Genomic DNA, 22,764 nt, shown 5'->3' on the forward strand with positions numbered 1-22,764 from the left:
GGGCAATGGATACAAATCAGAGTTCCTTGGTATGGTTTCGGACCATGCGCATCTCGGCGAAGGCGGACTACGCCATCCGCGCCCTGGCCGCGCTCGCCGCCGAGCCCGACCGCCCTCTCGTGTGCGAGTCGATCGCCGCCGACGAGCACATCCCGTTCCGCTTCCTCAAGGCCGTCCTGCGCGACCTGCGCCGGGCCGGGCTGGTGCGCAGCCAGCGCGGCTGCGAGGGCGGCTACTGGCTGGGCCGCCCCGCCGCCGCGATCACCCTCGCCGAGGTCGTCGCGGCCGTCGACGGCGAGCTGCTCACCGTCCACGGGGAGGGGCCGGACGACGATCCCGGCCGCGCGCCCGCCGTCGCCGCGGTGTGGCGGGAGATCCGGGCCCGCACCGAGGAGATCCTGACCGGCACGACCGTCGCCGACCTGCTGTACGCCAACCAAGGAGCCGCCCGATGACCGATCACTGGCACGCCCCGCTGCGCCACATCCGCGCCGCCGAGCTCAGCGGCGACACCCGCCAGACCTCCGGCATGACCCGGCTGGAGGCGATCTCCGGCCGGACGGTCGGCTCGGAGAAGCTCTGGATGGGCCGCACCCACGTGGCCCCGGCCACCAACTCGGGCGACCACCACCACGGCGAGGCCGAGACCGCCATCTACATCGTCTCCGGCCACCCCGTCTTCGTCTTCGCCGAGGGCGAGCGGGAGGTGCGCCTGGAGGCCGGGCCGGGCGACTACATCTTCGTCCCGCCCTACGTCGCGCACCGCGAGGAGAACCCGGGGGCGCAGGAGGCGGTCGTCGTCATCGCCCGCAGCAGCCAGGAGGGCGTGGTCGTCAACCTGCCGAGCCTGTGGGCGCCGGTCGAACGTCCGTGAGCGGCGAGCTGTCCATTGTGGAGCACACCGACCCCATGTGCCCGTGGGCGTGGGGCTCGGAGCCGGTCTTCCGCTACCTGCGCGCCGCCCTCGCCCCGGCGCCCTGGCGGCGGGTGTTCGGCATCCTGTTCCACCCCGACGACGACCCGGCCCCGGACCCGGCGGCCGAGACGGCGTGGTACCACCGGCACGTTCAGCAGATCGCCGGGCACACCGGCGCGCCGTGGCCCGCGCGCCTCTCCCGGGTGGCGCTGTCCAGCGTGCCGTCGTCCCTGGTGGCGACGGCCGCGGGCGGGCAGGGCGCGGCGGTCGCCGATCGGGTGCTGCGCCGGCTGCGGGAGACGTTCTTCGTCCTCGGTGAGCCGGCCGACACCGAGGAGCACGCCCTGGACGCCGTGCGCGGCGTGCCCGGGCTGGACACCGCGCGCCTGGCCGCCGACCTGCGCGCCCCGTGGACCCGGCGGGCGGCCGCACGGGACTACCGCGAGTGCCGCCGCCCCGCGCCCGAGGTCGTCGGGCTGCGCGCGGACGGGCCGCATCCGGGCGCGGCGAAGGAGGCCGAGGACGGGCTGCGCTATGCCTTCCCGACCCTGATCTTCCAGGGCCCGCGCGGGCGCGCGATCGTGCCGGGCTGGCGGACGCTGGAGCGCTACCTGGAGGCGGCCGAGGCGGTCGCGCCCGGCAGCGTGCGGGTGGCGCCCGCGTGCGGCGGCCTGGCGGACTACCGCAGCGTCACCGGCCCGGAGACCCGCCTGTTGCTGGGGTCCGACGCCCCGCCTCCGGGCGCGGTGACCGTGCCGACCCCCGGCGGTCCGGTGTTCCTGGACCCCGGCGAGGCCGGCACCCATCCTGCCACACGGGCGCGCTAATTCCTATCAAACCCATCGGCTTCGTCTCGATAAATAGGACACATCCCGATGGCTATTGACGACAGTTCGCGGCGCTCCGCATGATGGGCCCATGACCGGTTCCGGAGCGAAGTGAAGGAGGCCGGTCATCATGGGCTCAGTTCGGAAGGCGTGCGGCCGGAGCGAAGCGGAGGACGCATGACCCGCACGGCAAGCGCGCTCTGTCGCTAGGCCCCTTTCTCACTCCCCTTTTCCTGGCACCATCTCTGCGCCCGCGTCTGTCCGGGCGCGGCTTCCGCGTACCCGCAGACCCTCGAAAGGCATCAGCCGTCATGAATTCCTCGATCATGAGCCGCCGGTCGTTCCTCGGCCTCGGCGCCGCACTGGGCGGCGCCGCGCTGCTCACCGCGTGCGGCGACGGGACCACCGGCCCCGGCGCCGGCGGGGCGGGCGGCACCCTCAAGTGGGGCTGGGCGCTCACCACCAGCTGGGACCCGGTCACCTCGTCGGCCGGCTGGGACGTGCACGTGCTCTCCCTCGTCTACGCCGGGCTCACCAAGCTCGACGAGCGGGGCGACGCCGCGCCGGCCCTGGCCACCGGCTGGAAGTACAACGCCGACGGCACCGAGGTCACCTTCACGCTGCGCCCCGGCCTCACCTTCAGCGACGGCGCACCGCTCGACGCGACCGCGGTGAAGAAGAGCCTGGAGCGCGGCCGGGACTTCCCCAAGTCGCTGGTCGGCCCGCAGCTGGTCAACGTCAAGGAGATCCTCGCCCCGGACCCGGCCACGGTCGTGCTGAAGCTCGGCGTCGCCGACTTCCAGATTCCCAACCTGCTCGCCGGCAAGACCGGCATGATCGTGAACCCGGCCGCCTTCGAGTCCAACGCCGAGGCCCTGGCCACCAAGCCGGCCGGTGCCGGGCCGTTCACGCTCACCTCCTACGCGCAGAACGCCAAGGCGGTTCTGGCGAAGAACCCCAGCTACTGGGACGCGGCGAGCATCAAGCTGCAGAACTTCGAGGCGTACCCGCTGCCGGAGGCGGCGACCGTCGTGGCGGCGCTGCAGTCGGGGCAGTACGACGTCGCCCAGATCCCCGGCAGCCAGGTCGAGGCGGCCAAGGCGGCCGGGCTGCAGGTCCAGGTGATCCCCTCGCTCGTCGTCGCCGTACTCGACGTGAACATCACCAAGAAGCCGTTCGACGACCCGAAGGTCGCCGAGGCCCTGCGCTACGCCGTGGACCGCGCCGCGCTGCTCAAGACCGCCCAGTTCGGCCACGGCGAGGTCGCGTACCAGCCGTTCCCGAAGGGCTACGCCGGCTACAACCCCGCCCTGGACGGCATCTACGCCTACAACCCCGGCAAGGCGAAGCAGCTGCTGGCCGAGTCGTCGTACCGCGGCGCCCCCGTCGACGTCGTCATCACCACGGCGACCGCGGCCGGCGTGCCGGAGCAGCTGCAGTCCCAGCTGCAGGCGGCCGGGTTCAAGCCGACCATCGAGGTCATCCCCCAGGCCCAGTCGACGCAGCTGGTGTACGTCCAGCACAGCAAGGCCCTCTTCGTCGACCAGTTCGCCGGGCGCGACGCCGCCGTGCAGGCCTTCCAGGTGCTCTTCGGCAAGGAGGGGCTGATGAACCCCGGCCGCGTCCAGCCGCCGGAGCTCGCCGAGGCGCTGGCCAAGGTGAGCCGCACCCCGCTCGGCGACCCGAGCTACCCCACGGTGCTGCAGGCGGCGACGGCGGTCGCGGTGCGCACCATGCCCAACGTCTTCCTCTACACGGTCCCGCGCATCCTCGCCCGCCGGCCGAACGTCTCCGCCATCCCCGAGTTCACCGTCGTCCAGCGCTTCGAAGGGGTGACCGTCTCATGACCACGCTGCTCGAACGGCCGCCGGCGCCGCCGCGTGCCCCTTCGGGGGCGACCCCGCCGCAGCGCCGGCGCCGCCGCTGGATCGGCGCGGTGGCCACGCCGGTCGTGGTGTTCCTGTTCTCGTCGCTGCTCACGTTCGGCCTCGGCGCCCTGTCGCCGAGCAACCCGGCGGCGGCCGTGCTCGGCGAGACCGCCACGCCGGCCGACATCGCCCGGATGAACCACGAGTTCGGCCTCGACCGGCCGTTCCTGGTGCGCTACGCGGACTGGCTCGGCCACGCGCTCACCGGCGACCTCGGCCGCTCGTACTTCACCACGATCCCGGTCTCCGACAGCATCTTCGCCGCGCTCCCGGTCGACCTGGCCCTGGCCGGCCTCGCGGTCCTGCTCGCCGTGCTCCTGGGCGGCGCGGCCGGCATCGCCGCCGCCCTGCGCCAGGGCAGTCGCCTCGACCGGGCCGTCACGTTCGTCGCCTCGGCGCTCGGCACCCTGCCGCCGTTCGCGATCGGCATCGGCCTCGTCGTCGTCTTCTCAGTGCTGCTCAAGGCGCTCCCGGCCGGCGGATACGTCGGCCCCGAGCACGGCCTCGGCCCCTGGCTGCGCTTCGCGATCCTGCCGGCGCTGGCGCTCAGCCTCGACATCGCCGCCTCCATCGCCCGCCAGCTGCGCACCTCGCTGGTCGCGCAGCTCGGCGAGCACTACGTCACCGGCGCGGTCGTGCGCGGCCTCGGCGCCCGCCGGGTGCTGTTCCGCCACGCCCTGCGCAACGCCGCCGGCCCGGCGCTGACCGTGCTCGGCATGGGCGTGCCGATGGTCCTCGGCGGCGCCGTCGTCACCGAGAAGATCTTCAACCTGCCGGGCCTGGCCCAGCTGACGCTGCAGGCCTCCGCGCAGCACGACGTGCCGCTCATCCAGGGCACCCTGCTCGTCACCGTCACCGTCGTGCTGCTGTGCAACACGCTGGTCAACCTGGCGCTGGCCCGCCTCACCCCGCAGGGGCGGCGGTCATGAGCCGCGCCACCGCCGGCAGCGCGGCGATCCTCGCGGTCGTGGCCGTCCTTGCGGTCGCCGGCGGCCTGCTGGCCCCGCACGACCCGCTGCACCAGAACCCGGACCTCGCGCTGCGCGGGCTGTCGTGGTCCCACCCGTTCGGCACCGACTACCTCGGCCGCGACGTGCTCAGCCGCCTCGTCGCCGGCACCGGCACCACCGTCCTGGCCGCGATCGAGAGCGTCGGCGTCGGGCTGCTGCTCGGCGTCGTTCCCGGCCTCGCGTCGCTGTGGCTCGGCCGCGGCGTCGAGTGGCTGCTGCTGCGGGCCGCCGACGCGCTCATGACGCTGCCGTTCATCGTCTTCGCGGTCGCCGTCACCGGCATCCTCGGCAACGGCCTCACCCAGGCGATGCTCGCCATCGGGCTGCTGCTGGCGCCGCTGTTCTTCCGCGTCACCCGGGCCGCCGGGCTGAGCCTCACCCGGGCCCAGTACGTCGAGGCCGCCGAGCTCTTCGGGGCCTCCCGCGGCCGGATATTGCGCACCCACGTGTGGGGCAAGGTCCTGCCGACCGTCGCCGTCACCGCCGCCCAGGCCACCGGCGGCGCGCTGCTGGCCGTGTCGTCGCTGACGTTTCTCGGCATCGGCGTCCAGCCGCCCGCGCCGACGTGGGGCGGGGTCCTCGCCAGCGACCTGGGCTTTCTGGCCCAGCAGCCGTGGGCGCCGCTCATCCCGGCGGCGCTGATCGCGCTGACCGTGGCCGCGCTCAACAATCTCGCCGACGATCGGGGGACCCGTGCTGCGCGTCGATGACCTCCATGTCACCGTGCCCGGCGGGGCCGAGGCGGTCCGGCAGGTCTCGCTGAGTCTCCACAAGGGACAGTCGCTGGGCCTGGTCGGCGAGTCCGGCTCCGGCAAGACCCTCACCTGCCGCGCGATCCTCGGCGTGCTGCCGCCCGGCGTGGCGGTCTCCGGCGGCCGGGTCACCCTCGGCGACACGGACCTCACGGCGCTCACCCGCACGGGCTGGGACCGCGTGCGCGGAAGCCGCCTCGCCGCCGTCTTCCAGGACCCGGGGTCGTACCTCAACCCGTCGCTGACCGTCGGCCGCCAGCTCGCCGAGCAGCTGCGCCTCAAGCGTGGCCTGCCCCGCCGGGCGACCCGCGCCGCGGCCGTCGAACTGCTGGCCGCGATGGGCCTGCGCCGCCCCGGGACCGTCTACGACCAGTACCCGCACGAACTCTCCGGCGGCATGCTCCAGCGCGCCCTGATCGCGATCGCCGTCGCCGGCGGGCCAGAGCTGCTCGTCGCCGACGAGGCCACCACCGCCCTCGACCCCGCCGTGCAGGCCGAGGTCCTCGACCTGCTGCGCGACCTGCGCGAGCGCGACGGCCTGGCGCTGCTGCTGGTCAGCCACGACCTCGCCGTCGTGGCGCAGGTCTGCGACCGGGTCGCGGTCTTCTACGCCGGCGAGATCGTCGAGCAGGGCCCGACCGCCGAGGTCATCGCCGGCCCGCGGCACCCGTACACCGAGGCGCTGCTGAGCGTCGCCTCCCTCGGCGACTGGCGCCGCCGCACGCTGCAGGTGATCCCGGGCCGCCCGCCGGAGCCCGGCACCCCGGTCGCCGGCTGCCGCTTCGCGCCCCGCTGCGCATACGCCTCCGGCGTGTGCGCCGACCCGGTCCCGATGTCCACACTGGACGACCGGGCGGTGCGCTGCCACCGCGCGGCCGAGCTGGCGCTGGTGGGCGCATGAGTGCCCTGCTCTCGGTCGAGGGGCTCACGGTGTCGTACGGCGAGCGCCCCGTCCTCGACCGCGTCGACCTCACCGTCGAGCCCGGCGAGATCCTCGGCGTCATCGGCGAGACCGGCTCCGGCAAGACGACCCTCGCCCGCGCCGTCGCCGGGCTCGCGCCCGTCCACAGTGGACGAATCGGCTTCGCCGGCACCGACCTGACCGCGCTGCGCGGCCGGGCACTGCGGGCGTGGCGGCGCACCGGGGTGCTGCAGTACGTCTTCCAGGACCCGCTGCGCGCCCTCGACCCGCAGCACACGGTCGACACGATCGTGGGCGAGGGCCTGGCCATCGCGGGCCGGCTCGCCCCGGGCGGGATCGCCGAGCGAGTCGCCGCCGCGCTGACCCGCGTCGGCCTCGACCCCGCGCTCGGCCCTCGCACACCCGGCCAGATCTCCGGCGGCCAGCGCCAGCGGGTCCTGCTCGCCCGCGCCCTCGCCGTCGAGCCGAGGCTGCTGCTGTGCGACGAGCCCGTCTCCGCCCTGGACGCCTCCAACCGCAACCACGTCCTGCGCCTGCTCGCCGACCTGCGCGACACCGGCGGCGTGACCCTCGTCGTCATCTCCCACGACCTGAGCTCCCTGGCCGGGATCGCCGACCGCGTCGCCGTGCTCTACGGCGGCCGGCTCGTTGAGCACGGCCCGATCGGCCCGGTGCTCACCGAGCCGCGCCACCCGTACACCGCGCTGCTGGCCGCCTCCTCGCCCAGCGTCCGCCGCGAGCACCCGATCCCGGCGGCCCGCCTGCGTGGCGGCGACGGCGAGGGGTACGCCGGCGGCTGCGGATACGCCGCCCGCTGCCCCTTCGCCACCGACGGCTGCGCCACCGAGCCGGAACTGTCCACCGTGGACGGCGCTCGCGCGGTCGCCTGCCACCGCGCCGGAGCCTGGGGGGCGCTGGTATGAGCACCCCGACCACCTCGCACTGGGGTGCCTACCGGGTGACCGCCGGCGCGGGCGGCCTCGCCGTCGCCCCGCATCCGGCCGATCCGGCCCCGTCCCCGCTGCTGGGCAACGTCGCCGACGGCGTCACCCACGCCACGCGGGTCCGCGCCCCGGCGATCCGCCGCGGCTGGCTCGAGCGCGGCCCGGGCCCGACGGACCGGCGCGGCCGCGACGAGTTCGTCGAGGTCGGCTGGGGCACGGCCCTGGACCTGGTCGCCGGCGAGCTGACCCGGGTGCGGCGCGAGCACGGCGACGGGGCCGTGTTCGGCGGCTCGTACGGCTGGGCCAGCGCCGGCCGGTTCCACCACGCCCAGAGCCAGCTGCACCGCTTCCTCAACCTCGGCGGCGGGTACACCGGCTCCCGCAACTCCTACAGCCTCGGCACGTCGCTGGTGCTGCTGCCGCACGTCGTCGGCGACGCCGAGGAGGTGCTGCGCAACGCCTCCTCGTGGCCGACCATCACCGAGCACACCGAGCTGGTCGTCGCGTTCGGCGGGATCCCGGCCAAGAACGTGTACGTCACGCCCGGCGGCGTCACCCGCCACGCCACCCCGGGCCACCTCGCCCGGCTGGCCGCGCCCGTGGTGCTCGTCAGCCCGCTGCGCGCCGACCTGCCGTCCACACTGGACGCCACCTGGCTGCCGATCGTGCCCGGCACCGACACCGCGCTGATGCTGGCACTGCTGCACACGCTGGTCGAGGCCGGCCGGCACGACCGGGACTTCCTGGACCGCTGCACCGTCGGATTCCCCCGGCTGCTGCGGTACATCCAGGGCACGCCCACGTCCGCGGAGTGGGCCGCGCCGATCTGCGGCATCCCGGCGCAGGACATTCGCGCCCTCGCGCACCGGATGGCGGACCGGCGCACCCTGGTCACCGTCACGTGGTCGCTGCAGCGGGCCCGCTTCGGCGAGCAGCCGGTCTGGGCCGGTCTCGCGCTGGCCGCCGCCCTCGGGCAGATCGGGCTCCCCGGCGGCGGGTTCGGGCACGGGTACGGCTCGATGGGCGACGTCGGCGACCACGGCCCGGCCGCGCGGCTGCCGTGGCTGCCCCAGGGCACCAACCCGGTCACCGACTTCATCCCGGTCGCCCGCATCGCCGACATGCTGCTCGACCCCGGCGGTGCCTACGACTACGACGGGCAGCGCCGCACGTACCCGGACATCCGGCTCGTCCACTGGGCCGGCGGCAACCCGTTCCACCACCACCAGGACCTGGCCCGGCTGCGGCGCGCGTTCGGCCGCCCCGACACCGTGGTGGTGCACGAAACGCACTGGACCGCGACCGCCCGCCACGCCGACGTCGTGCTCCCGGCCACCACGACCCTCGAACGCGACGACATCGGGGGCGGGCGCCGCGACACCCATCTCATCGCCATGCACCGCGCGGTACCGCCACTGGGGCAGGCCCGCGACGACCATGCGATCCTCGCCGGGCTCGCCGACCGGCTCGGCTACGGCGCCGCCTTCACCGAGGGGCGCACGCCGATGCAGTGGCTGCGGCACCTCTACGACGGCTGGCGCCCCGCGGACGCGCCGACGTTCGAGGAGTTCTGGGCGGCCGGGGAACTGGAGCTGCCGCCCGGCCCCGAGCGGTTCACGCTCTTCGAGCGCTTCCGCGCCGACCCGGACGGCCACCCGCTGCGCACACCGAGCGGGCGGATCGAGCTGTACTGCGAGACCATCGCCGCCTTCGGCTACCCCGACTGCCCCGGCCACCCCGCGTGGCTGGAGCCCGAGGAGTGGCTCGGCGGCCCGGCCGCGGCCCGCCACCCGCTGCTGCTCATCGCCAACCAGCCCGAGACGCGCCTGCACAGCCAGCTCGACGTCGGCGCGGTCAGCCGGGCCGCGAAGGTCGCCGGCCGCGAGCCGCTGCGCATCCACCCCCTCGACGCGGCCGAGCGCGGCATCGCCGCCGGCGACGTCGTGCGGGTGTTCAACGACCGGGGCGCCTGCCTCGCGGGGGCGGTCATCGACGACGGGCTGCGGCGGGGCGTGCTGCGGCTGCCGACCGGCGCGTGGTTCGACCCGGTCGACACCCCCGAGGGCGTGCTGTGCGCGCACGGCAACCCGAACGTGCTCACCGCCGACGCGCCGAGCTCGCGGCTCTCCCAGGGCTGCACGGGCCAGCACGCGCTGGTACAGGTGGAGCGGTACCGGGGCGAGCCGCCCCCGGTCACCGTCCACGAACCACCGGCGATCCGGAGGATGCCATGACAGCCACCGCCACCGACCTGGCCGCCGTGACGGCCGAGCTGGCCGAGCGCGCCGAGGAGCACGACCGCGAGGCCACGTTCCCGCACGAGGGCATCGCGCTGGTCCACCGGCACGGCCTGCTCACCGCGACCGTCGCCCAGCGCTACGGCGGTCCCGGCGCCGGGCTCGCCCGCACCGTGGAGATCCTCACCGCCCTCGGCGCCGGCGACCCCGCCGTCGCGCTCGTCACCGCGATGACGCTGTTCACCCACGCCGGGCAGGCGCGCACGTCGAGCTGGCCCGCGCCGCACTACCGGCAGCTGCTGGCCGAGTCGGCGGGCGGCCCGGCGCTCGTCAACGCGCTGCGCGTCGAGCCGGAGCTCGGCACCCCGGCCCGCGGCGGCCTGCCCGCCACCGTGGCCCGCCGGGTCGCCGGCGGCTGGGCCCTGACCGGCCGGAAGATCTTCTCCACCGGCGCCGAGGCCCTGGCCTGGATGCTCGTCTGGGCCCGCACCGACGAGGACGAGCCGCGCACGGGCTCGTTCCTGGTCCGCGGGGGCAGCCCCGGCCTGCGCATCGAGCCCACCTGGGACCACCTCGGCCTGCGCGCGAGCCGCAGCGACGACGTCGTCCTCACCGACGTGCGCGTCCCGATCGACGCGACCGTGGAGCTGGCCGCGCCCGTGCCGGACGCCCGGGGCGCGGAGCTGTTCGCCTGGAACTGCCTCGGGCTGACGGCGCTGTACCTCGGCGTGGCGAACGCGGCCCGCGACTGGCTCGTGCGCTTCCTGCACGAGCGGGTCCCCACCTCGCTCGGCCAGCCCCTGGCCACCCTGCCGCGGTTCCAGGCCGCGGTCGGCGAGATCGAGGCCCGGCTGCTCTCGGCCGAGGTCCTCGTGCGCGCTCTCGCCGCCGGCGTCGACGCGGGCGACCCCGAGTCGATCCGCCGAGCCGGCCTCGGCAAGCTCGCCGGCACCCGCGCCGCGATCGAGAGCGTCCAGGACGCCGTCGCCCTCGTCGGCAACAACGCGCTCAACCGGCGCAACCCCCTCGAACGTCACCTGCGCGACGTGCTCTGCGCCCGCATCCACACCCCGCAGGACGACACCATTCTCGCCGTGGCCGGCAAGGCCGCGCTGGCCCGCTACGAAAGGACATCCACGCCATGACGGTCGAGTTCATCGGCATGATCGGCACGCAGCACGCCTCCGAGATCCATGCGCCCTCAGGACCGCTCGTCGATCCGGCGTACACGCGCCGCTTCGCCCGCGCCCACGAGGACGCCGGCTTCGACCGGATCCTCATCGGGTACGGCTCCGGCTGGCCCGAGGGCGGCCAGGTCGCCGCGCACGTCGCCGCCCACACCGAGCGCCTGGGCCTGCTCGTCGCGCACCGCCCCGGCTTCGTCGCCCCGACGCTGGCCGCCCGCACGTTCGCGACCCTGGACCAGCTCAGCGGCGGGCGCGTCGCCGTGCACACCATCACCGGCGGCAACGACCACGAGCAGCGCCGCGACGGCGACTACCTCGGCAAGGACGAGCGATACGCGCGCACCGACGAATACCTGGAGATCCTGCGCCGCGCCTGGTCCTCGCCCGAGCCGTTCGACTACGACGGCAAGTACTACCGCTTCGAGGACTTCTCCGCCCACGTCCAGCCGGCGCACCGGATTCCCCTGTACTTCGGCGGCTCCTCCGCGGCCGCGTACCGCGTCGGCGGCAAGCACGCCGACACCTTCGCGCTGTGGGGCGAGCCGCTGGCGGAGACCGCCGAGCAGATCGCCTCCGTGCGTGCCGCCGCGGCCGCCGCCGGCCGCAGCGAGCCGCCGGGCATCAGCGTCTCGTTCCGCCCGATCCTCGGCCCGACCGAGGAGCTCGCCTGGGAGCGGGCACACGCCATCCTCGACACCGTCCTCACCGGCCGCTCCAACTGGCCGCAGCGCGCCTGGCGCAGCGACGGCCCGCCGGAGAACGTCGGCTCCCAGCGCCTGCTGGCCGCCGCGGCCAAGGGCGACGTGCACGACCGCGCCCTGTGGACCGCGCCGGCCAAGGCGACCGGGGCCGGCGGCAACTCGACGGCGCTCGTCGGCACGCCCGAGACCGTGGCCAAGGCGCTGCTGGACTACGTCGACATCGGCGTGACGACGCTGCTCATCCGCGGGTACGACCCCCTCGACGACGCCATCGACTACGGCCGCCACCTGCTGCCACTGGTCCGCCAGGAGCTCGCCCACCGGGCCGCCGCGTCCGCCGCGGTCCCGGTGGGTGCCCGGTGACCGCCTCGGTCCTGGCCGGCCTGCGCTGGGATCCGCCGCCGGAGATCGCCGTGCGCGGCACGGTCCTGGTGCTGCCGGGGCGCGGTGAGCACCCCGGCGTGTACGAGCGCTTCGGCCGCCGCCTCGCCGCCGACGGCTACGCGGTCCGCGCGTCCGGCCCGCCCAGTCCGGCTCACCGGCTTCGCGCGGGCGACCCGGACCAGGCGGTCGCCCCGCTGGTGCTGGCCGGCTCCGACACCGGCGCGCTGCGGGCGCTCGCCCTGGCCCACGCGGCCGGCGCCGCCGGGGTCATCGCCGCCGGCACCCCGTGGTCCGCCGGTTCCTCGCCCTCGCTGCTGGGGTGGGACGACGAGCTGGAGGCCCGCACCGCGTGCCCGACCCACCGCTCCCGGCTGACCGGCGACGGCGCGTTCGCCCGCGGCGCCCTGGCCGCGGAGGTTCCCGCCGATCTGGCCGCCGCCGTGGTACCGCCCGAGATCACCGTCCCCGTCCTGCTGATCCACGGCGAGGCCGACCCGGTCGCGCCGCTGGCCGGAGTCCGCCGGCTCGCCGCCTCGCTCCCGCGGGCCGAGCTGGCCACCGTGCGCGACGGCCGCCACGACGCGCTGAACGACATCACGCACCGGACGGTGGCGGCGCACGTCGTGCAGTGGCTGGAGCGCCTGCGCGCGGACCCGGCCGCCCCCGCCATTCTCACCGTCTCGTAGAGGAGGCCCGGAGTTGACGGCAATCGGCCCGGACCTGTTCCGCGCTCTGCTGCGTCGCCACGCCGCCGGCGTGGTGGTGATCACCGCGCCCGGCCCGGCGGGCTTCACGGCGACGTCGTTCACGTCCGTGTCCCTGGAGCCGCCGCTGGTATCGTTCTGCCTGGACCGCCGCTCATCGAGCTGGCCGACGGTCCAGCGCGCCGCCCACGTCGGGGTCCACGTCCTGACGGCGGCCCAGGAGCCGGTCGCGCGCCGGTTCGCGACCAGCGGGATCGACCGTTTCGCACCGCCACTGACCTGGCGGGAGAGCCCCGACGGCGTCCCGGTGCTGGAGGACGCCCTGGCGGTGCTGGTGTGCCGGGTGGCCGAGCGAGTGCACGCGGGCGACCACGCGATCGTGCTGGCCGAGCCGATCCACGGCGCACACTCGGACGGGGCGCCGCTGCTGTACCACGACGGCCGCTACCTGAAGGCGGCCTGACCGCCGCCACAGCGGCGAGCGAGCCGCCGCGCCGACCGGTGCGGCGGCTCGCTCGACAACCGTCGTAGGTATCGGTGCTCGCGCCCCCTGATCATCGATTCGGGCCGGCCGTTGGTGAGGGTGAAGAACCCGAGGTTCCAGATGCCGGGGCCGGAGAGCCGAAGCGCGGGGAAGGTGTAGATGGCCGGGTCGGGGATCGGCGCCTCGCTGAGGACGAGCCGCCGCACGTCCGCGGGGTGGGCGGCGTAGGCGTTCGTGCCGGTGTCGTGGCCGACGAGCCGGACGTCATGGTCGAGGCCGAGCCGCACCAGCAGGCCGTGGATGCCGGCGGCCATCGTCTTCTTGTCGTAGCCGCCCCGCGGTGCGTCGCTCTTGCCCGCGCCGCGCAGGCCGGGCGCTAGTGCTCGCCGAGTTCCGGCAGCAGGCCGCGCCACTCGTACCAGGTCTGGGGGTGGTGGCCGCCGCGCACATAGTTGATGCCGATGCCGCCGAAGTCGGCGCGCCGCTCGGCGAAGCCGGCCGGCACCCGCGACTCGTGCGCCGAGACGGGCGGGCAGAGGATGGCGACAAGGCCGAGGGCCAGTGTCGCGACGGTTCGCATGCCGGCCATCGTGTGGCGATCGGTGTCGCCCGGGCATCGGGCGGGTGACGGCGCGCCCGGCTGCCCGCGAGTCATCGAGCGGCCGGGCAGCCGGCCGACGGTGGCGCGTACCGCCGGCTGACGGAAGACCAGCCGCGGCGCGGGTCCCCACGATGGTCGCTGTCAGCTCGACCATCGTGGAAAGGGCGGTGACGACAACCGCGGAAAGCCGACCATCGTCCTGGTGCATGAACAAGAACGCACAGCACACGACGGCCAGAGCGTTCGCCGATTCCAGCGGCTGGAACGCGGAGGTCCGGACTCTGCGGTGCCTCGGCTACCCGGTTGTCGCCGCGCCGAACCCGCTGCGGGTTTGACCAGCGACCCGGACTACGTCCGGGCGTTGCTGCAGTCGATCAACGGACCGATCGTGCTGGTCGGGCACTCCTACGGCGGCGCCGTCATCGCCAACGCCGCCCGTGGCGTGCCGAACGTGCGGGCCCTGGTCTACGTCGGCGCATTCGTGCCCGGCCGGGGCGAGAGCATCGCCACGGTGCCCGATCCGGCGACGTACCCGTCGCTGCTCGGCCCCGGCACCCACCGCGACGCGCCCCGTGGCCCAACCCGGCCGGGTCCGGCGCCGACGTGGACATCACGATCAAGCCGGGCCGGTGTTTGCCGGTGACGTGCTCGCCGCGACCGCCGACCTGATGGCGGTGACCCAGCGGCCGCTCGCGTTCACCGAACTCTCCCTCGCGCCCGCCTGGCGGACGGTGCCGATGATCACCCTGGCGGATCACGCCATCAACCCGGCCGGGCAGCGGATGATGGCCGGGCGGGCCCACGCCCGGATCCGCACGATGCGCTCCTCGCACGCGGTGATGGTGTCCCACCCCGATGCCGTGGTCCAGAAGCCACCATCGCGGAGCAACCACCGTTACGCAACGAGACGAGGTACCTCATGCCCGAGTCGCCCATCCCAGTCCTCTTCATTCACGGCCTCTGGCTGCACCCCTCCTCCTGGGCCCCGTTTCCGCGAGCCCGGTGCTCAGGAACCCGGCCAACGTCCACCACGCGGTGTCGCTGACGGCCGACGAGTTCCAGTACAGCTTCGGCAGCGCGGTAAGCGCGGAGGAGCCCGAGCGGTGGACGGTCCCGGCCCCGGGCCGGCCGCAATTCGAGGCGGCGGTGGCGAACTTCGCGCCGCACTCGCCGGCCGAGGTGGCGACCGGCAACGCCGATCGCGGGCCGCTGCTGTGACATCACAACACTGGTGGATCGGCCGGCGTCGCGCCGGTCGATCGGCACCCGACCAGGAAAGGAAGTGCCTGTTGTGGACGACACGATGATGGCGCTGCGGGCGCATGCCCGGGGCAGCCCCGAACAGCTGGTCTACGAGACCGCACCGCGACCCCGCCCGGGCTTGGGGGAGGTGCTCGTCGCCGTGCACGCCGCCGCGATCACCTTCGCCGAGCTGGGCTGGGACCTGTCGTGGACCACGCGCGACGGCCGCGACCGCACCCCGGTCATCCCGTCCCACGAGGTGTCCGGGACGGTCGTCGCGACGGGTGCCGCGGTCACCGGCCTGCACACCGGCGACGAGGTCTACGGCCTGATCGACTTCGACCGGGACGGCGCGGCCGCCGAGTTCGTCGCAGTGCCGTCCGAGGCGCTCGCCGCCAAACCCGCCACGCTGTCGCACGCCGAGGCCGCCGCCCTGCCGCTGTCCGCGCTCACCGCCTGGCAGGCGCTGGTCGACCACGCCGGGCTCACCGCCGGCGAAACGGTACTCGTCCACGGCGGTGCGGGCGGCGTCGGCGTCTACGTCACCCAGCTCGCCGCTGACCTCGGCGCCACGGTCGTCGCCACCGACCTCCCGGACCACGCGCGGACAGTGCGGGCGCTGGGCGCCGACCGTTTCATCGACGTCACCCGGGAGGACTTCGACCGTGTAGTGGCCGGGGTGGACGTGGTCGTCGACACTGTCGGCGGTTCCACGCTGGCACGCTCCTACCCGGTGCTGCGGCCCGGCGGCCGGCTCGTGACGCTCGGCGCCCCGCCCGACCGCGAGCTCGCCGCCGCGCACGGGGTACACGCGATGTTCTTCGTCGTCCGCCCGGATCGAACGCAGCTGGGCCGGCTGGCCGCGCTGGCCGACGCGGGCCGGCTGCGCCCGGTCGTCAGCAGCACCTTCCCACTGGCCGATGGCCGCGCCGCGTATGCCGGCGGGACGCGGCCGCGCAAGCCGGGCAAGACGGTCCTCATCGTGCGGTCCGAGCCCGGCCGGCGTCAGTCGATCGACTGACGCGCGCAGTCCGGGCCCTGTGGCTGACCGGGGCGGCCGGTGTGAGCATGCGCATCGTCGATGCGCGGGGAGGTGGCTACTGTCGTGATGTTCCGGGCCGGCGGACCGGACCGCTGGGCACCGAGCTGCTCGGCCGTGACGCGGAGCCGGCCGGGCTGGGTGCGCTGTTCGCCGGTGGCGGCGACGGTGACGAGCCGGCGGGCGCGGCCGTGGTGCTCACCGGCCGAGGCCGGTCCCCTCGCCGACGGGCTTGGTGGCTTTCGCGGAGGGGGAGCAGCACCGTGAACCGGGTGTCGCCGGGCTCGGAGCTGACGCGGATGTCGCCGTGGTGCTTCTTGACCGAGCCCGGCATCGGCAAGTCCGCTTTGCTGGAGGCGGCGCGGGAGCTCGCCCGCGCCGCCGGCTTCCGCACCCTCGGCGCCATCGGAGTCGACGCCGAGGCACAGCTCTGCCGTACTCCGGTCTCCACCAGCTCCTGCGACCGCTGATGGGCTACGCCGGCCGCCGGCCGCAGCGCCAGGTCGACGCGATGCGCGCGGCATCCGGCGCGGACGCCGACGCCAGCCCGGAGCCGTTCCTGGTCTCGCTGGCGGCGCTCAACATCCTCGTCGAGGCGGCCGCGGACCGGCCGGTCGCCGTCCTCGCCGACGACGTGCGGTGGCTGGACCCGCAGACGCACGACACGCTGTCGTTCCTCGCCCGCCGCGTGACGATGGACCCGGTCGTGATCGTCGGTCCCTGCCACCGACCTGATCCGGCACCCCAAGACCCGCTGGCCGATCGAACACGACTACCCCGACCTCAAGACCGGCCGCGGGCCTCGACCCCTTCGAAGGCCGATCCTGGACCGGCTGGCACCGCCGAGCACCTGTTCATCACCATGCCGCGACTCGACAGCTGCCCGCGACCTGGACCGGCGCATGCCCTGCCACCGAACACCGGGATGCGCCACTGCTGGAACGCCGCCGGCCAGCGCCGCACCGCCACAGCGTGACGTCCGAATACCGCCAGCAAACGCGGCCGCTACACCTCATCGTTGAAGGTGGAATGAAGGCAAACGAAGAGGAGCCTACGATGACCGCCTACGCGACGATCACCAGCCCGCTGGGCGACCTGCTCCTGGTCGGCGAGGAGACGCGGGACGGCGTCACGCTGACCTCGTTGTCCATGCGAGGCCAGAAGACCGCCCCGGCCATCCAGGCCGGCTGGCTCCACGACCCCGACCGCTTCGCGGACATCGCCCGCCAGCTGGAGGAGTACTTCGCGGGTGAACTCACCGAGTTCGACATCGCGTTCACACCTAGCGGCACGGACTTCCAGCAGCGCGTGTGGCACGCACTGGAGCAGATTCCGTACGGCACGTCGACCACCTACGGCGAGCTCGCCGAACAGCTCGGCCTGCCGCGTGAGCGGATCCAGGCGCTGGGTGCGGCGATCGGCGCGAACCCGCTGCTGCTGGTCCGCCCGTGCCACCGGGTGATCGGCGCCGACGGCACCATGCGGGGCTACGCCGGCGGCGTCGAGCGCAAGGTCCAGCTCCTCACCCACGAGGGTGTCCTGCAGCCGACGCTGATCTGACACCGGCGCGAGCGGCGCAGCCGCTGGACTCCGAGCACGTCCACCAGGCTGCCATGCCCGCGGAGCCGGGGCGCCCGCGTCCATCGAAGGAGTCACCATGACCGACACCATCCAGCCGGCCGGACGCGTCGGCGACCGGGTCGCGGCGGGCGACTGGGGCGCGCTGACCGACGAGCTCAGTGACTACGGCAACGCACTCACCGGGCAGCTGCTCACTCCGGCCGAATGCGCAGCGATCGCCGGACTGTACGACGAGGCCGACCGCTTCCGCACGACCATCGACATGGCACGCCACCGCTTCGGCTCCGGTCAGTACCGCTACTTCACCCACGACCTGCCGGACGTGATACGGCAGTTGCGTGAGGCGTTCTATCCGCACCTGCTGCCCATCGCCCGCGACTGGGCCAAGAAGCTCGGCAGGTCCGCGCCATGGCCCGACACACTGCGGGAGTGGCTGGCGATGTGCCACGCGGCCGGGCAGGACCGCTCGGCGCAGATCCTGCTGCGCTACGGCCCCGGCGACTGGAACGCCCTGCATCGCGACGTGTTCGGCGACATGCTCTTCCCGCTCCAGGTCGTCATCGGCCTGGACGCGCCCGGCGTCGACTTCACCGGCGGCGAGTTCATCATGACCGAGCAGCGCCCCCGTGCCCAGTCGAGGGGCTCGTCCACGACCCTGCCACAGGGCCACGGGCTGATCTTCACCACCCGCGACAGGCCGGTCCCGTCCAAGCGCGGCTGGTCCAACGGGCCCATGCGGCACGGGGTGAGCACGGTCCGTTCCGGCCGCCGACGCACCCTTGGCCTCGTCTTCCACGACGCCGCATGATGCCCGCCGTACCCGGCCCGCCCGAGGGCCGGCGCATCTATACGCTGCTCGGCCCGGACGGCAAGCCCTATCACAGCAGCACCCCCGGCGCCCTCGGCGGGCACCGGCGCGGCCGGCTGTACGGGCGGCTGGACTGCCCATGCGCACTGCGAGCCATCGCCCGCGGTCACTACGTGAACCACCGGGTGTTCTTCCCGGACGAGGCCACCGCGATCACGGCCGGATACCGGCCCTGCGCGGTGTGTCTGCCGGAAAGGCACACCCACTGGAAAGCGAACAGCATCCTCAAGGAGCGAAAGCACTCCCGCTCCCCGCTGATCAGCGCCGCGGACCTGGCCGGATACGGCGATCTCCCGGCGCCCGGCCCCCACACCGACGCCGAGTTCGCCGCCCTCCTCGCCCTGCTGACCGGGCCGAAGTCGCGGATCGGGACCGTTGCGGTCGGCCACAGCAGGGACGACCCCTCCCGCGACGCGGCTGAAGCCTTCACCGCCGCATGGAAGGCCCGCGGCGGCAAGGTACTCGCCGTGGTGAACTGGCCCGAAAACGCCGCGTCCTGGCTGCGTCCGGCGAGCAGACTGACCGCGGAACTACCCGACGCGTGGGTGATGGCCGCGGCTCCGCTCGGCTTCGCCCAACTCGCCCGCCGCCTGCGCCACTCCACCGACTGGGACCCGGCCCGCACCTACGCCTTCGCGTCCCTGTACGACTCCCGCCTCCCTGCCCTCGCCGGAGCTCAGACCCTGCACGGACTGCGCGGCGCCACGGCCGGCGGCGGGACCTGGGACGTGCGCGGCCGCTGGATCACCTCCTACCCGGCCTGTACCTGAGCTATCGATGGACAAACGTCCAAAGCAACAGAAGTTCGTCGTGAATTTGCGACGATCACATCGAAGTATTGCGCTCGGTGTGTCGCGGCTGGCAGGATCTCACGCCAGAAGCCGTCATGTGGTCAGCACCGCCAACCGGGCTCCCTCGGGAGTCCGGGCTGGTCAGTGCCGGTGCGCGGGCCCCGCTCAGGCCCGTTCCCCCGCCGTGCCCCGAAGGCGAACTCCGATGCGTTGCCCTGGACCGCCGACCGGGGAGACGCCGCCTCAGGGGCGACATCCCTAGGAGTCCACATGGGAGTTTCCCGCCGCTCCGTCATCGCCACCTCCCTCGCCGGGGCCGCCGCCGGCGCGCTGCCGATCGGGGCACAGGGCGCCGAGGTCGCCTACGCCGTCAGCCCGCCCGGGGACGTGGTCGGCAAGGTCACCGTCGGCTACCAGGGCTGGTTCGCCTGCATCGGGGACGGTGCGCCGATCAACGGATGGTGGCACTACAGCCCGAACTGGTCGCAGAGCCCGGCGCCCGGGGCGTGCTCGATCACCTGCTGGCCGGACATGCGGGACTTCACGAAGGGGTACCGGACTAACTTCGCCAACCTCGGCAACGGCCAGCCGGCGAACCTCTTCTCGTCCTGCGACCAGCAGACCGTCGACACGCATTTGCGCTGGATGCAGCAGAACGGGTGCGACACGGCCGCGCTGCAGCGGTTCAACCCCAACGGGGGCGAGGGCGCCACCCGCGACGCGATGGCGCAGAAGGTCCGCCAGGCCGCCGAGGCGTACGGGCGGAAGTTCTACATCATGTACGACGTCACGTGGTGGCTGAACATGCAGGGCGAGATCAAGGCCGACTGGACGAACAAGATGTCCGCCCACACCGCCTCGCCCACCTACGCCCGCCAGAACGGCAAGCCCGTCGTGTGCATCTGGGGGTTCGGGTTCAACGACGACGGGCGGCCCTTCACGCCGTCCGCGTGCCTCGATGTCGTCAACTGGTTCAAGGGGCAGGGCTGCTACGTCATCGGTGGCGTGCCGACGCACTGGCGGCTCGGCACGGACGACTCCCGGGCCGGTTTCATCGACGTGTACCACGCGTTCGACATGGTCTCGCCGTGGATGGTCGGGCGGATCAGCGACAACGCCGGGGCCGACTGGTTCTACCAGAACCGCGTGCTGCCCGACCTCGCCGATCTGGGCGCCCGCGGGATCGACTACCAGCCCTGCGTCATCCCCGGCGACCTCGCGGCCGGGCACCGCCGGCACGGCGAGCTCATGTGGCGGCAGTTCTTCAACCACACGCGGGCCGGCGTGCAGAGCGTGTACATCTCGATGTTCGACGAGTTCAACGAGGGCAATCAGATCGCCAAGACGGCCGAGAGCGCGGCCTGGCAGCCCACCAACTCCGGCATGCGGGCCCTCGACGAGGACGGCACGCCGTGCTCGTCCGACTACTACCTGCGGCTGACCGCCGACGGCGGGCGGATGCTCAAGGGCCAGGTCGCGCTGACCGCCACGCGCTTCACGGTGCCGTTGCCGACCGGCGCCGACCAGACCGCCCCGACCGTGCCCGGAAACCTGCGCGTCACCGGCGTCACCGACACGACGGTCGCGCTGGCGTGGAGCGCCGCCACCGACAACGTCGGCGTCGCGGGATATCGCATCAGCCGGGTTTCGGGATCCACGAGCAGCGTCATCGGTACCACGTCGACGCTGGCCTTCACCGTCAGCGGCCTGACGGCGGCCACGGCGTACACCTTCACCGTCGCCGCCTTCGACGCGGCCGGCAACGCCTCCGGCGCCTCCAACGCGGTCGCGGCGACGACCTCGGCCCCGCCGGACAACGCCACGAACCTGGCCGCGGGCCGCCCGACGGCGGAGAGCAGCCACACCCAGGTGTACGGCAGCGGCAACGCCGTCGACGCGAACACCGGCACCTACTGGGAGAGCGCCAACAACTCGTGGCCCCAGTGGCTGCAGGTCGACCTCGGCAGCGCGACGGCCACCCGCCGCATCGTGCTCACACTGCCGCCGCAGCCGGCCTGGGCGACGCGCACGCAGACGCTGTCGGTGAGCGGCAGCCCCGACGGCGGGAGCTTCTCCACGATCGTGGGCTCCGCCGGGTACACCTTCGATCCCGCCACCGGCAACACCGTCACCATCACCTTCCCGTCCACGGTGACCACCCGCTACCTGCGGCTGACCTTCACCGCGAACACCGGCTGGCCGGCCGGGCAGGTCTCGGAGCTGCGCGTCTACAACGGCTGAGCGCCTCCGCGCACCGGCCCGCCCGGCGGGTGGCGACCAGGCGTCCGGTCGCCACCCGCCACATCGACGCTGGTGATGCCCCGCGCGGCGAGGCCAGCCCGGCGCGAACCCCACTCTCCGTAGACGTCGGCCGCCGTGACGAACGAGTGGGTCGAGGTGCTCGTCGCGGCTCAAGCGCCACGGGTGCCCCACGGCGAAGGATCGATGAGGGATACTGCCTGTGCCGGAGACCGTTCGACGTCGTGGAGCGCGCCATCAGAACCCGAGACCAGTGGATCATCGCGGCCGGAGTCGTTGCGGTCCTCGCCCTCATCGGCGGGGGCTACTGGTACTTCTCGTACCGGCCCGCTGCGCAGCGCAACGACGCCGCGTACGCCGCCCTCGACCGGATCACCCTGCCGGAGGGGTGGCGGGTGACGGCAACGCTGGAGGACAAGTATCCCTCCGGCAAACCGTTCTGGACGCGCTTCTACATAGCGCCGAACATGGCGGGGCCGGCTGCGCTCAGTGCCCTCTCCGAACGGTTCCAGCAGGTCGGCGCGCTGCCCGGGGCGAATCGCTGCGGCGGGGGTGCAGGCTGCGTCAGCCTGGTCTACCCGCCCACGTACCGGATGACCGTCAACGCCGACGACCGGAACCTCGCCCACGAGAGCAACTGCCCGGAGGTGTCCTCCTGCACCCAGCTGATGCTCAGCATGGAGGAGTGGCAACCGGGCGACCCCGACTGAACGTCTGAACCGCGCGGGGGAGGCGTCTCAGCCCGCCAATTCCGCGCGCAGCGTCGCCAGTGCGGCGTCGATGATGTCGCGGAGCCGGCGATCGTCGTCAGTGTCGAGCCATTCGGCGACGGACACGTACATCAGGGTCACCGCCGTCTCGGCGAGCAGGCCGGCCCGGAGCGGGTCGAGGCCGCGGGCGCGGAAGCCGTCCCGCGCCACCTGGGCCAGCGTCGCGCGCTTGTGCTGGTCGCGTTCGCGCAGTCCCGGGTCGGATGCCACGATCGCGCGCCGCTGCCGCAGGGCATCCTTGCGGCCTTCGAAGTACGTCTCGGCGACCATGCGCAGGCCCGCGACGATCATCGTCAGCGGTTCGCCGGTGGGCGCCTCGGTCATGAGCTTCGCGGCGAAGGCGGGGATCTCGGCCTCGTCTGCGAAGAGCACCTCGCGCTTGTCGGCGAAGTGCCGGAAGAACGTGCGCGTCGTCAGGCCGGCCCGCGCGGTGATCGCCGGCACCGTGGTCGCGGCGAAGCCCTGCTCGGCGAAGAGCTCGAGCGCCGCCTGCTGCAAGCGCTCGCGAGCGTCCGGTCGCCATCGGGCCATGACGTCAGTATAGCCGTGATGACATCCCGTGTCGTTGGAGGTATGGTGATGGCACGGCGTGTCGTCACTGGGGCGGGCGCCGCACC

The 22,764-nt window shown here is 73.8% G+C and carries 27 protein-coding genes; 24 read left to right on the forward strand and 3 right to left on the reverse strand.

All coding sequences use genetic code 11. The features are described 5' to 3' along the window. Positions 1-44: 44 nt before the first annotated feature. The 13 genes from ACQPY0_RS12980 (at position 45) to ACQPY0_RS13040 (ending at position 12,975) form a co-directional block, all read left to right on the forward strand. Positions 45-455 (forward strand): RrF2 family transcriptional regulator, encoded by a 411-nt coding sequence (locus ACQPY0_RS12980; protein WP_432988305.1) that lies wholly within the window; start codon positions 45-47, stop codon positions 453-455. Next, positions 452-874 (forward strand): cupin domain-containing protein, encoded by a 423-nt coding sequence (locus ACQPY0_RS12985; RefSeq protein ID WP_432988307.1) that lies wholly within the window; start codon positions 452-454, stop codon positions 872-874. The genes ACQPY0_RS12980 and ACQPY0_RS12985 overlap by 4 nt, the downstream gene beginning before the upstream one ends. Beyond that, positions 871-1,743, forward strand: coding sequence for a hypothetical protein (locus tag ACQPY0_RS12990; protein ID WP_432988309.1), 873 nt, complete (start codon positions 871-873; stop codon positions 1,741-1,743). The genes ACQPY0_RS12985 and ACQPY0_RS12990 overlap by 4 nt, the downstream gene beginning before the upstream one ends. Before the next feature lie 311 nt (positions 1,744-2,054). Beyond that, positions 2,055-3,590: an ABC transporter substrate-binding protein gene (locus ACQPY0_RS12995; RefSeq protein ID WP_432988311.1), complete on the forward strand. Its 1,536-nt coding sequence runs from the start codon at positions 2,055-2,057 to the stop codon at positions 3,588-3,590. Further along, positions 3,587-4,600, forward strand: coding sequence for an ABC transporter permease (locus tag ACQPY0_RS13000; protein ID WP_432988313.1), 1,014 nt, complete (start codon positions 3,587-3,589; stop codon positions 4,598-4,600). The genes ACQPY0_RS12995 and ACQPY0_RS13000 overlap by 4 nt, the downstream gene beginning before the upstream one ends. Then, on the forward strand, positions 4,597-5,391 hold the full coding sequence (locus tag ACQPY0_RS13005; RefSeq protein WP_432988315.1) for an ABC transporter permease: 795 nt from the start codon (positions 4,597-4,599) through the stop codon (positions 5,389-5,391). Before ACQPY0_RS13000 ends, ACQPY0_RS13005 begins: the two co-directional genes overlap by 4 nt. Continuing rightward, positions 5,375-6,334 (forward strand): ABC transporter ATP-binding protein, encoded by a 960-nt coding sequence (locus ACQPY0_RS13010; protein WP_432988317.1) that lies wholly within the window; start codon positions 5,375-5,377, stop codon positions 6,332-6,334. Before ACQPY0_RS13005 ends, ACQPY0_RS13010 begins: the two co-directional genes overlap by 17 nt. Beyond that, on the forward strand, positions 6,331-7,278 hold the full coding sequence (locus ACQPY0_RS13015; RefSeq protein ID WP_432988319.1) for an ABC transporter ATP-binding protein: 948 nt from the start codon (positions 6,331-6,333) through the stop codon (positions 7,276-7,278). Before ACQPY0_RS13010 ends, ACQPY0_RS13015 begins: the two co-directional genes overlap by 4 nt. Beyond that, positions 7,275-9,533 carry a molybdopterin-dependent oxidoreductase gene (locus tag ACQPY0_RS13020; RefSeq protein WP_432988320.1) on the forward strand — a complete coding sequence of 753 codons (2,259 nt, stop codon included), beginning with the start codon at positions 7,275-7,277 and terminating at the stop codon, positions 9,531-9,533. Before ACQPY0_RS13015 ends, ACQPY0_RS13020 begins: the two co-directional genes overlap by 4 nt. Next, complete coding sequence (locus ACQPY0_RS13025; RefSeq protein ID WP_432988322.1) at positions 9,530-10,681, forward strand: acyl-CoA dehydrogenase family protein; 1,152 nt, start codon at positions 9,530-9,532, stop codon at positions 10,679-10,681. Before ACQPY0_RS13020 ends, ACQPY0_RS13025 begins: the two co-directional genes overlap by 4 nt. Continuing rightward, entirely contained in the window at positions 10,678-11,787 is a 1,110-nt protein-coding gene (locus ACQPY0_RS13030; RefSeq protein WP_432988324.1) for an LLM class flavin-dependent oxidoreductase, read from the forward strand. Before ACQPY0_RS13025 ends, ACQPY0_RS13030 begins: the two co-directional genes overlap by 4 nt. After that, entirely contained in the window at positions 11,784-12,494 is a 711-nt protein-coding gene (locus tag ACQPY0_RS13035) for an alpha/beta hydrolase (protein WP_432988326.1), read from the forward strand. Before ACQPY0_RS13030 ends, ACQPY0_RS13035 begins: the two co-directional genes overlap by 4 nt. Positions 12,495-12,507: 13 nt before the next feature. Further along, complete coding sequence (locus ACQPY0_RS13040; protein ID WP_432988328.1) at positions 12,508-12,975, forward strand: flavin reductase family protein; 468 nt, start codon at positions 12,508-12,510, stop codon at positions 12,973-12,975. Here ACQPY0_RS13040 and ACQPY0_RS13045 read toward each other — a convergent pair. Both ACQPY0_RS13045 and ACQPY0_RS13050 read right to left on the reverse strand, forming a co-directional pair. Then, on the reverse strand, positions 12,957-13,409 hold the full coding sequence (locus ACQPY0_RS13045; RefSeq protein ID WP_432988330.1) for an alpha/beta fold hydrolase: 453 nt from the start codon (positions 13,407-13,409) through the stop codon (positions 12,957-12,959). The genes ACQPY0_RS13040 and ACQPY0_RS13045 overlap by 19 nt on opposite strands. Beyond that, on the reverse strand, positions 13,373-13,576 hold the full coding sequence (locus tag ACQPY0_RS13050; RefSeq protein ID WP_432988331.1) for a hypothetical protein: 204 nt from the start codon (positions 13,574-13,576) through the stop codon (positions 13,373-13,375). Before ACQPY0_RS13050 ends, ACQPY0_RS13045 begins: the two co-directional genes overlap by 37 nt. A 227-nt stretch (positions 13,577-13,803) precedes the next feature. Between ACQPY0_RS13050 and ACQPY0_RS13055 the strand changes: the two genes are divergently transcribed. From ACQPY0_RS13055 to ACQPY0_RS13105, 11 genes are all read left to right on the forward strand, one after another. Next, entirely contained in the window at positions 13,804-13,932 is a 129-nt protein-coding gene (locus ACQPY0_RS13055) for a hypothetical protein (RefSeq protein ID WP_432995940.1), read from the forward strand. Continuing rightward, positions 13,884-14,240 carry an alpha/beta hydrolase gene (locus ACQPY0_RS13060; protein WP_432988333.1) on the forward strand — a complete coding sequence of 119 codons (357 nt, stop codon included), beginning with the start codon at positions 13,884-13,886 and terminating at the stop codon, positions 14,238-14,240. The genes ACQPY0_RS13055 and ACQPY0_RS13060 overlap by 49 nt, the downstream gene beginning before the upstream one ends. 359 nt (positions 14,241-14,599) lie before the next feature. Then, positions 14,600-14,815 (forward strand): hypothetical protein, encoded by a 216-nt coding sequence (locus ACQPY0_RS13065; RefSeq protein WP_432988335.1) that lies wholly within the window; start codon positions 14,600-14,602, stop codon positions 14,813-14,815. A 73-nt stretch (positions 14,816-14,888) separates the two neighbouring features. Next, positions 14,889-15,860: an NADP-dependent oxidoreductase gene (locus tag ACQPY0_RS13070; RefSeq protein WP_432988337.1), complete on the forward strand. Its 972-nt coding sequence runs from the start codon at positions 14,889-14,891 to the stop codon at positions 15,858-15,860. A gap of 47 nt (positions 15,861-15,907) precedes the next feature. Continuing rightward, positions 15,908-16,348, forward strand: coding sequence for a hypothetical protein (locus ACQPY0_RS13075; RefSeq protein ID WP_432988339.1), 441 nt, complete (start codon positions 15,908-15,910; stop codon positions 16,346-16,348). Beyond that, positions 16,348-16,854, forward strand: coding sequence for a hypothetical protein (locus tag ACQPY0_RS13080; RefSeq protein ID WP_432988341.1), 507 nt, complete (start codon positions 16,348-16,350; stop codon positions 16,852-16,854). Before ACQPY0_RS13075 ends, ACQPY0_RS13080 begins: the two co-directional genes overlap by 1 nt. A gap of 80 nt (positions 16,855-16,934) precedes the next feature. Further along, positions 16,935-17,438, forward strand: coding sequence for a methylated-DNA--[protein]-cysteine S-methyltransferase (locus ACQPY0_RS13085; RefSeq protein ID WP_432988343.1), 504 nt, complete (start codon positions 16,935-16,937; stop codon positions 17,436-17,438). A 97-nt stretch (positions 17,439-17,535) separates the two neighbouring features. Then, a complete protein-coding gene (locus ACQPY0_RS13090) occupies positions 17,536-18,267 on the forward strand; it encodes a 2OG-Fe(II) oxygenase (RefSeq protein WP_432988345.1) in 732 nt (243 codons plus the stop codon). Continuing rightward, positions 18,264-19,097, forward strand: coding sequence for a hypothetical protein (locus ACQPY0_RS13095; protein WP_432988347.1), 834 nt, complete (start codon positions 18,264-18,266; stop codon positions 19,095-19,097). Before ACQPY0_RS13090 ends, ACQPY0_RS13095 begins: the two co-directional genes overlap by 4 nt. Positions 19,098-19,388: 291 nt before the next feature. Then, positions 19,389-21,359 carry a discoidin domain-containing protein gene (locus ACQPY0_RS13100; RefSeq protein WP_432988349.1) on the forward strand — a complete coding sequence of 657 codons (1,971 nt, stop codon included), beginning with the start codon at positions 19,389-19,391 and terminating at the stop codon, positions 21,357-21,359. 242 nt (positions 21,360-21,601) lie between these two features. Next, the gene (locus tag ACQPY0_RS13105) at positions 21,602-22,087 is read left to right on the forward strand and encodes a hypothetical protein (protein WP_432988351.1); all 486 of its coding nucleotides are present in this window, start codon (positions 21,602-21,604) and stop codon (positions 22,085-22,087) included. 27 nt (positions 22,088-22,114) lie between these two features. Here ACQPY0_RS13105 and ACQPY0_RS13110 read toward each other — a convergent pair whose 3' ends face one another. Next, entirely contained in the window at positions 22,115-22,678 is a 564-nt protein-coding gene (locus tag ACQPY0_RS13110) for a TetR/AcrR family transcriptional regulator (RefSeq protein WP_432988353.1), read from the reverse strand. Between the last annotated feature and the right edge of the window lie 86 nt (positions 22,679-22,764).

The organism is Dactylosporangium sp. CA-233914 (genome assembly GCF_050942935.1).
Taxonomy (GTDB): domain Bacteria; phylum Actinomycetota; class Actinomycetes; order Mycobacteriales; family Micromonosporaceae; genus Dactylosporangium.

Coding starts and splice junctions, on each gene's coding strand:
- ACQPY0_RS12980 (WP_432988305.1), top strand. CDS start 45: ATGCGCATCTCGGCGAAGGCGGACTACGCCATCCGCGCCCTGGCCGCG.
- ACQPY0_RS12985 (WP_432988307.1), top strand. CDS start 452: ATGACCGATCACTGGCACGCCCCGCTGCGCCACATCCGCGCCGCCGAG.
- ACQPY0_RS12995 (WP_432988311.1), top strand. CDS start 2,055: ATGAATTCCTCGATCATGAGCCGCCGGTCGTTCCTCGGCCTCGGCGCC.
- ACQPY0_RS13000 (WP_432988313.1), top strand. CDS start 3,587: ATGACCACGCTGCTCGAACGGCCGCCGGCGCCGCCGCGTGCCCCTTCG.
- ACQPY0_RS13005 (WP_432988315.1), top strand. CDS start 4,597: ATGAGCCGCGCCACCGCCGGCAGCGCGGCGATCCTCGCGGTCGTGGCC.
- ACQPY0_RS13015 (WP_432988319.1), top strand. CDS start 6,331: ATGAGTGCCCTGCTCTCGGTCGAGGGGCTCACGGTGTCGTACGGCGAG.
- ACQPY0_RS13020 (WP_432988320.1), top strand. CDS start 7,275: ATGAGCACCCCGACCACCTCGCACTGGGGTGCCTACCGGGTGACCGCC.
- ACQPY0_RS13025 (WP_432988322.1), top strand. CDS start 9,530: ATGACAGCCACCGCCACCGACCTGGCCGCCGTGACGGCCGAGCTGGCC.
- ACQPY0_RS13030 (WP_432988324.1), top strand. CDS start 10,678: ATGACGGTCGAGTTCATCGGCATGATCGGCACGCAGCACGCCTCCGAG.
- ACQPY0_RS13050 (WP_432988331.1), bottom strand. CDS start 13,576: ATGCGAACCGTCGCGACACTGGCCCTCGGCCTTGTCGCCATCCTCTGC.
- ACQPY0_RS13055 (WP_432995940.1), top strand. CDS start 13,804: ATGAACAAGAACGCACAGCACACGACGGCCAGAGCGTTCGCCGATTCC.
- ACQPY0_RS13075 (WP_432988339.1), top strand. CDS start 15,908: ATGCGCATCGTCGATGCGCGGGGAGGTGGCTACTGTCGTGATGTTCCG.
- ACQPY0_RS13080 (WP_432988341.1), top strand. CDS start 16,348: ATGGGCTACGCCGGCCGCCGGCCGCAGCGCCAGGTCGACGCGATGCGC.
- ACQPY0_RS13085 (WP_432988343.1), top strand. CDS start 16,935: ATGACCGCCTACGCGACGATCACCAGCCCGCTGGGCGACCTGCTCCTG.
- ACQPY0_RS13090 (WP_432988345.1), top strand. CDS start 17,536: ATGACCGACACCATCCAGCCGGCCGGACGCGTCGGCGACCGGGTCGCG.
- ACQPY0_RS13095 (WP_432988347.1), top strand. CDS start 18,264: ATGATGCCCGCCGTACCCGGCCCGCCCGAGGGCCGGCGCATCTATACG.
- ACQPY0_RS13100 (WP_432988349.1), top strand. CDS start 19,389: ATGGGAGTTTCCCGCCGCTCCGTCATCGCCACCTCCCTCGCCGGGGCC.
- ACQPY0_RS13110 (WP_432988353.1), bottom strand. CDS start 22,678: ATGGCCCGATGGCGACCGGACGCTCGCGAGCGCTTGCAGCAGGCGGCG.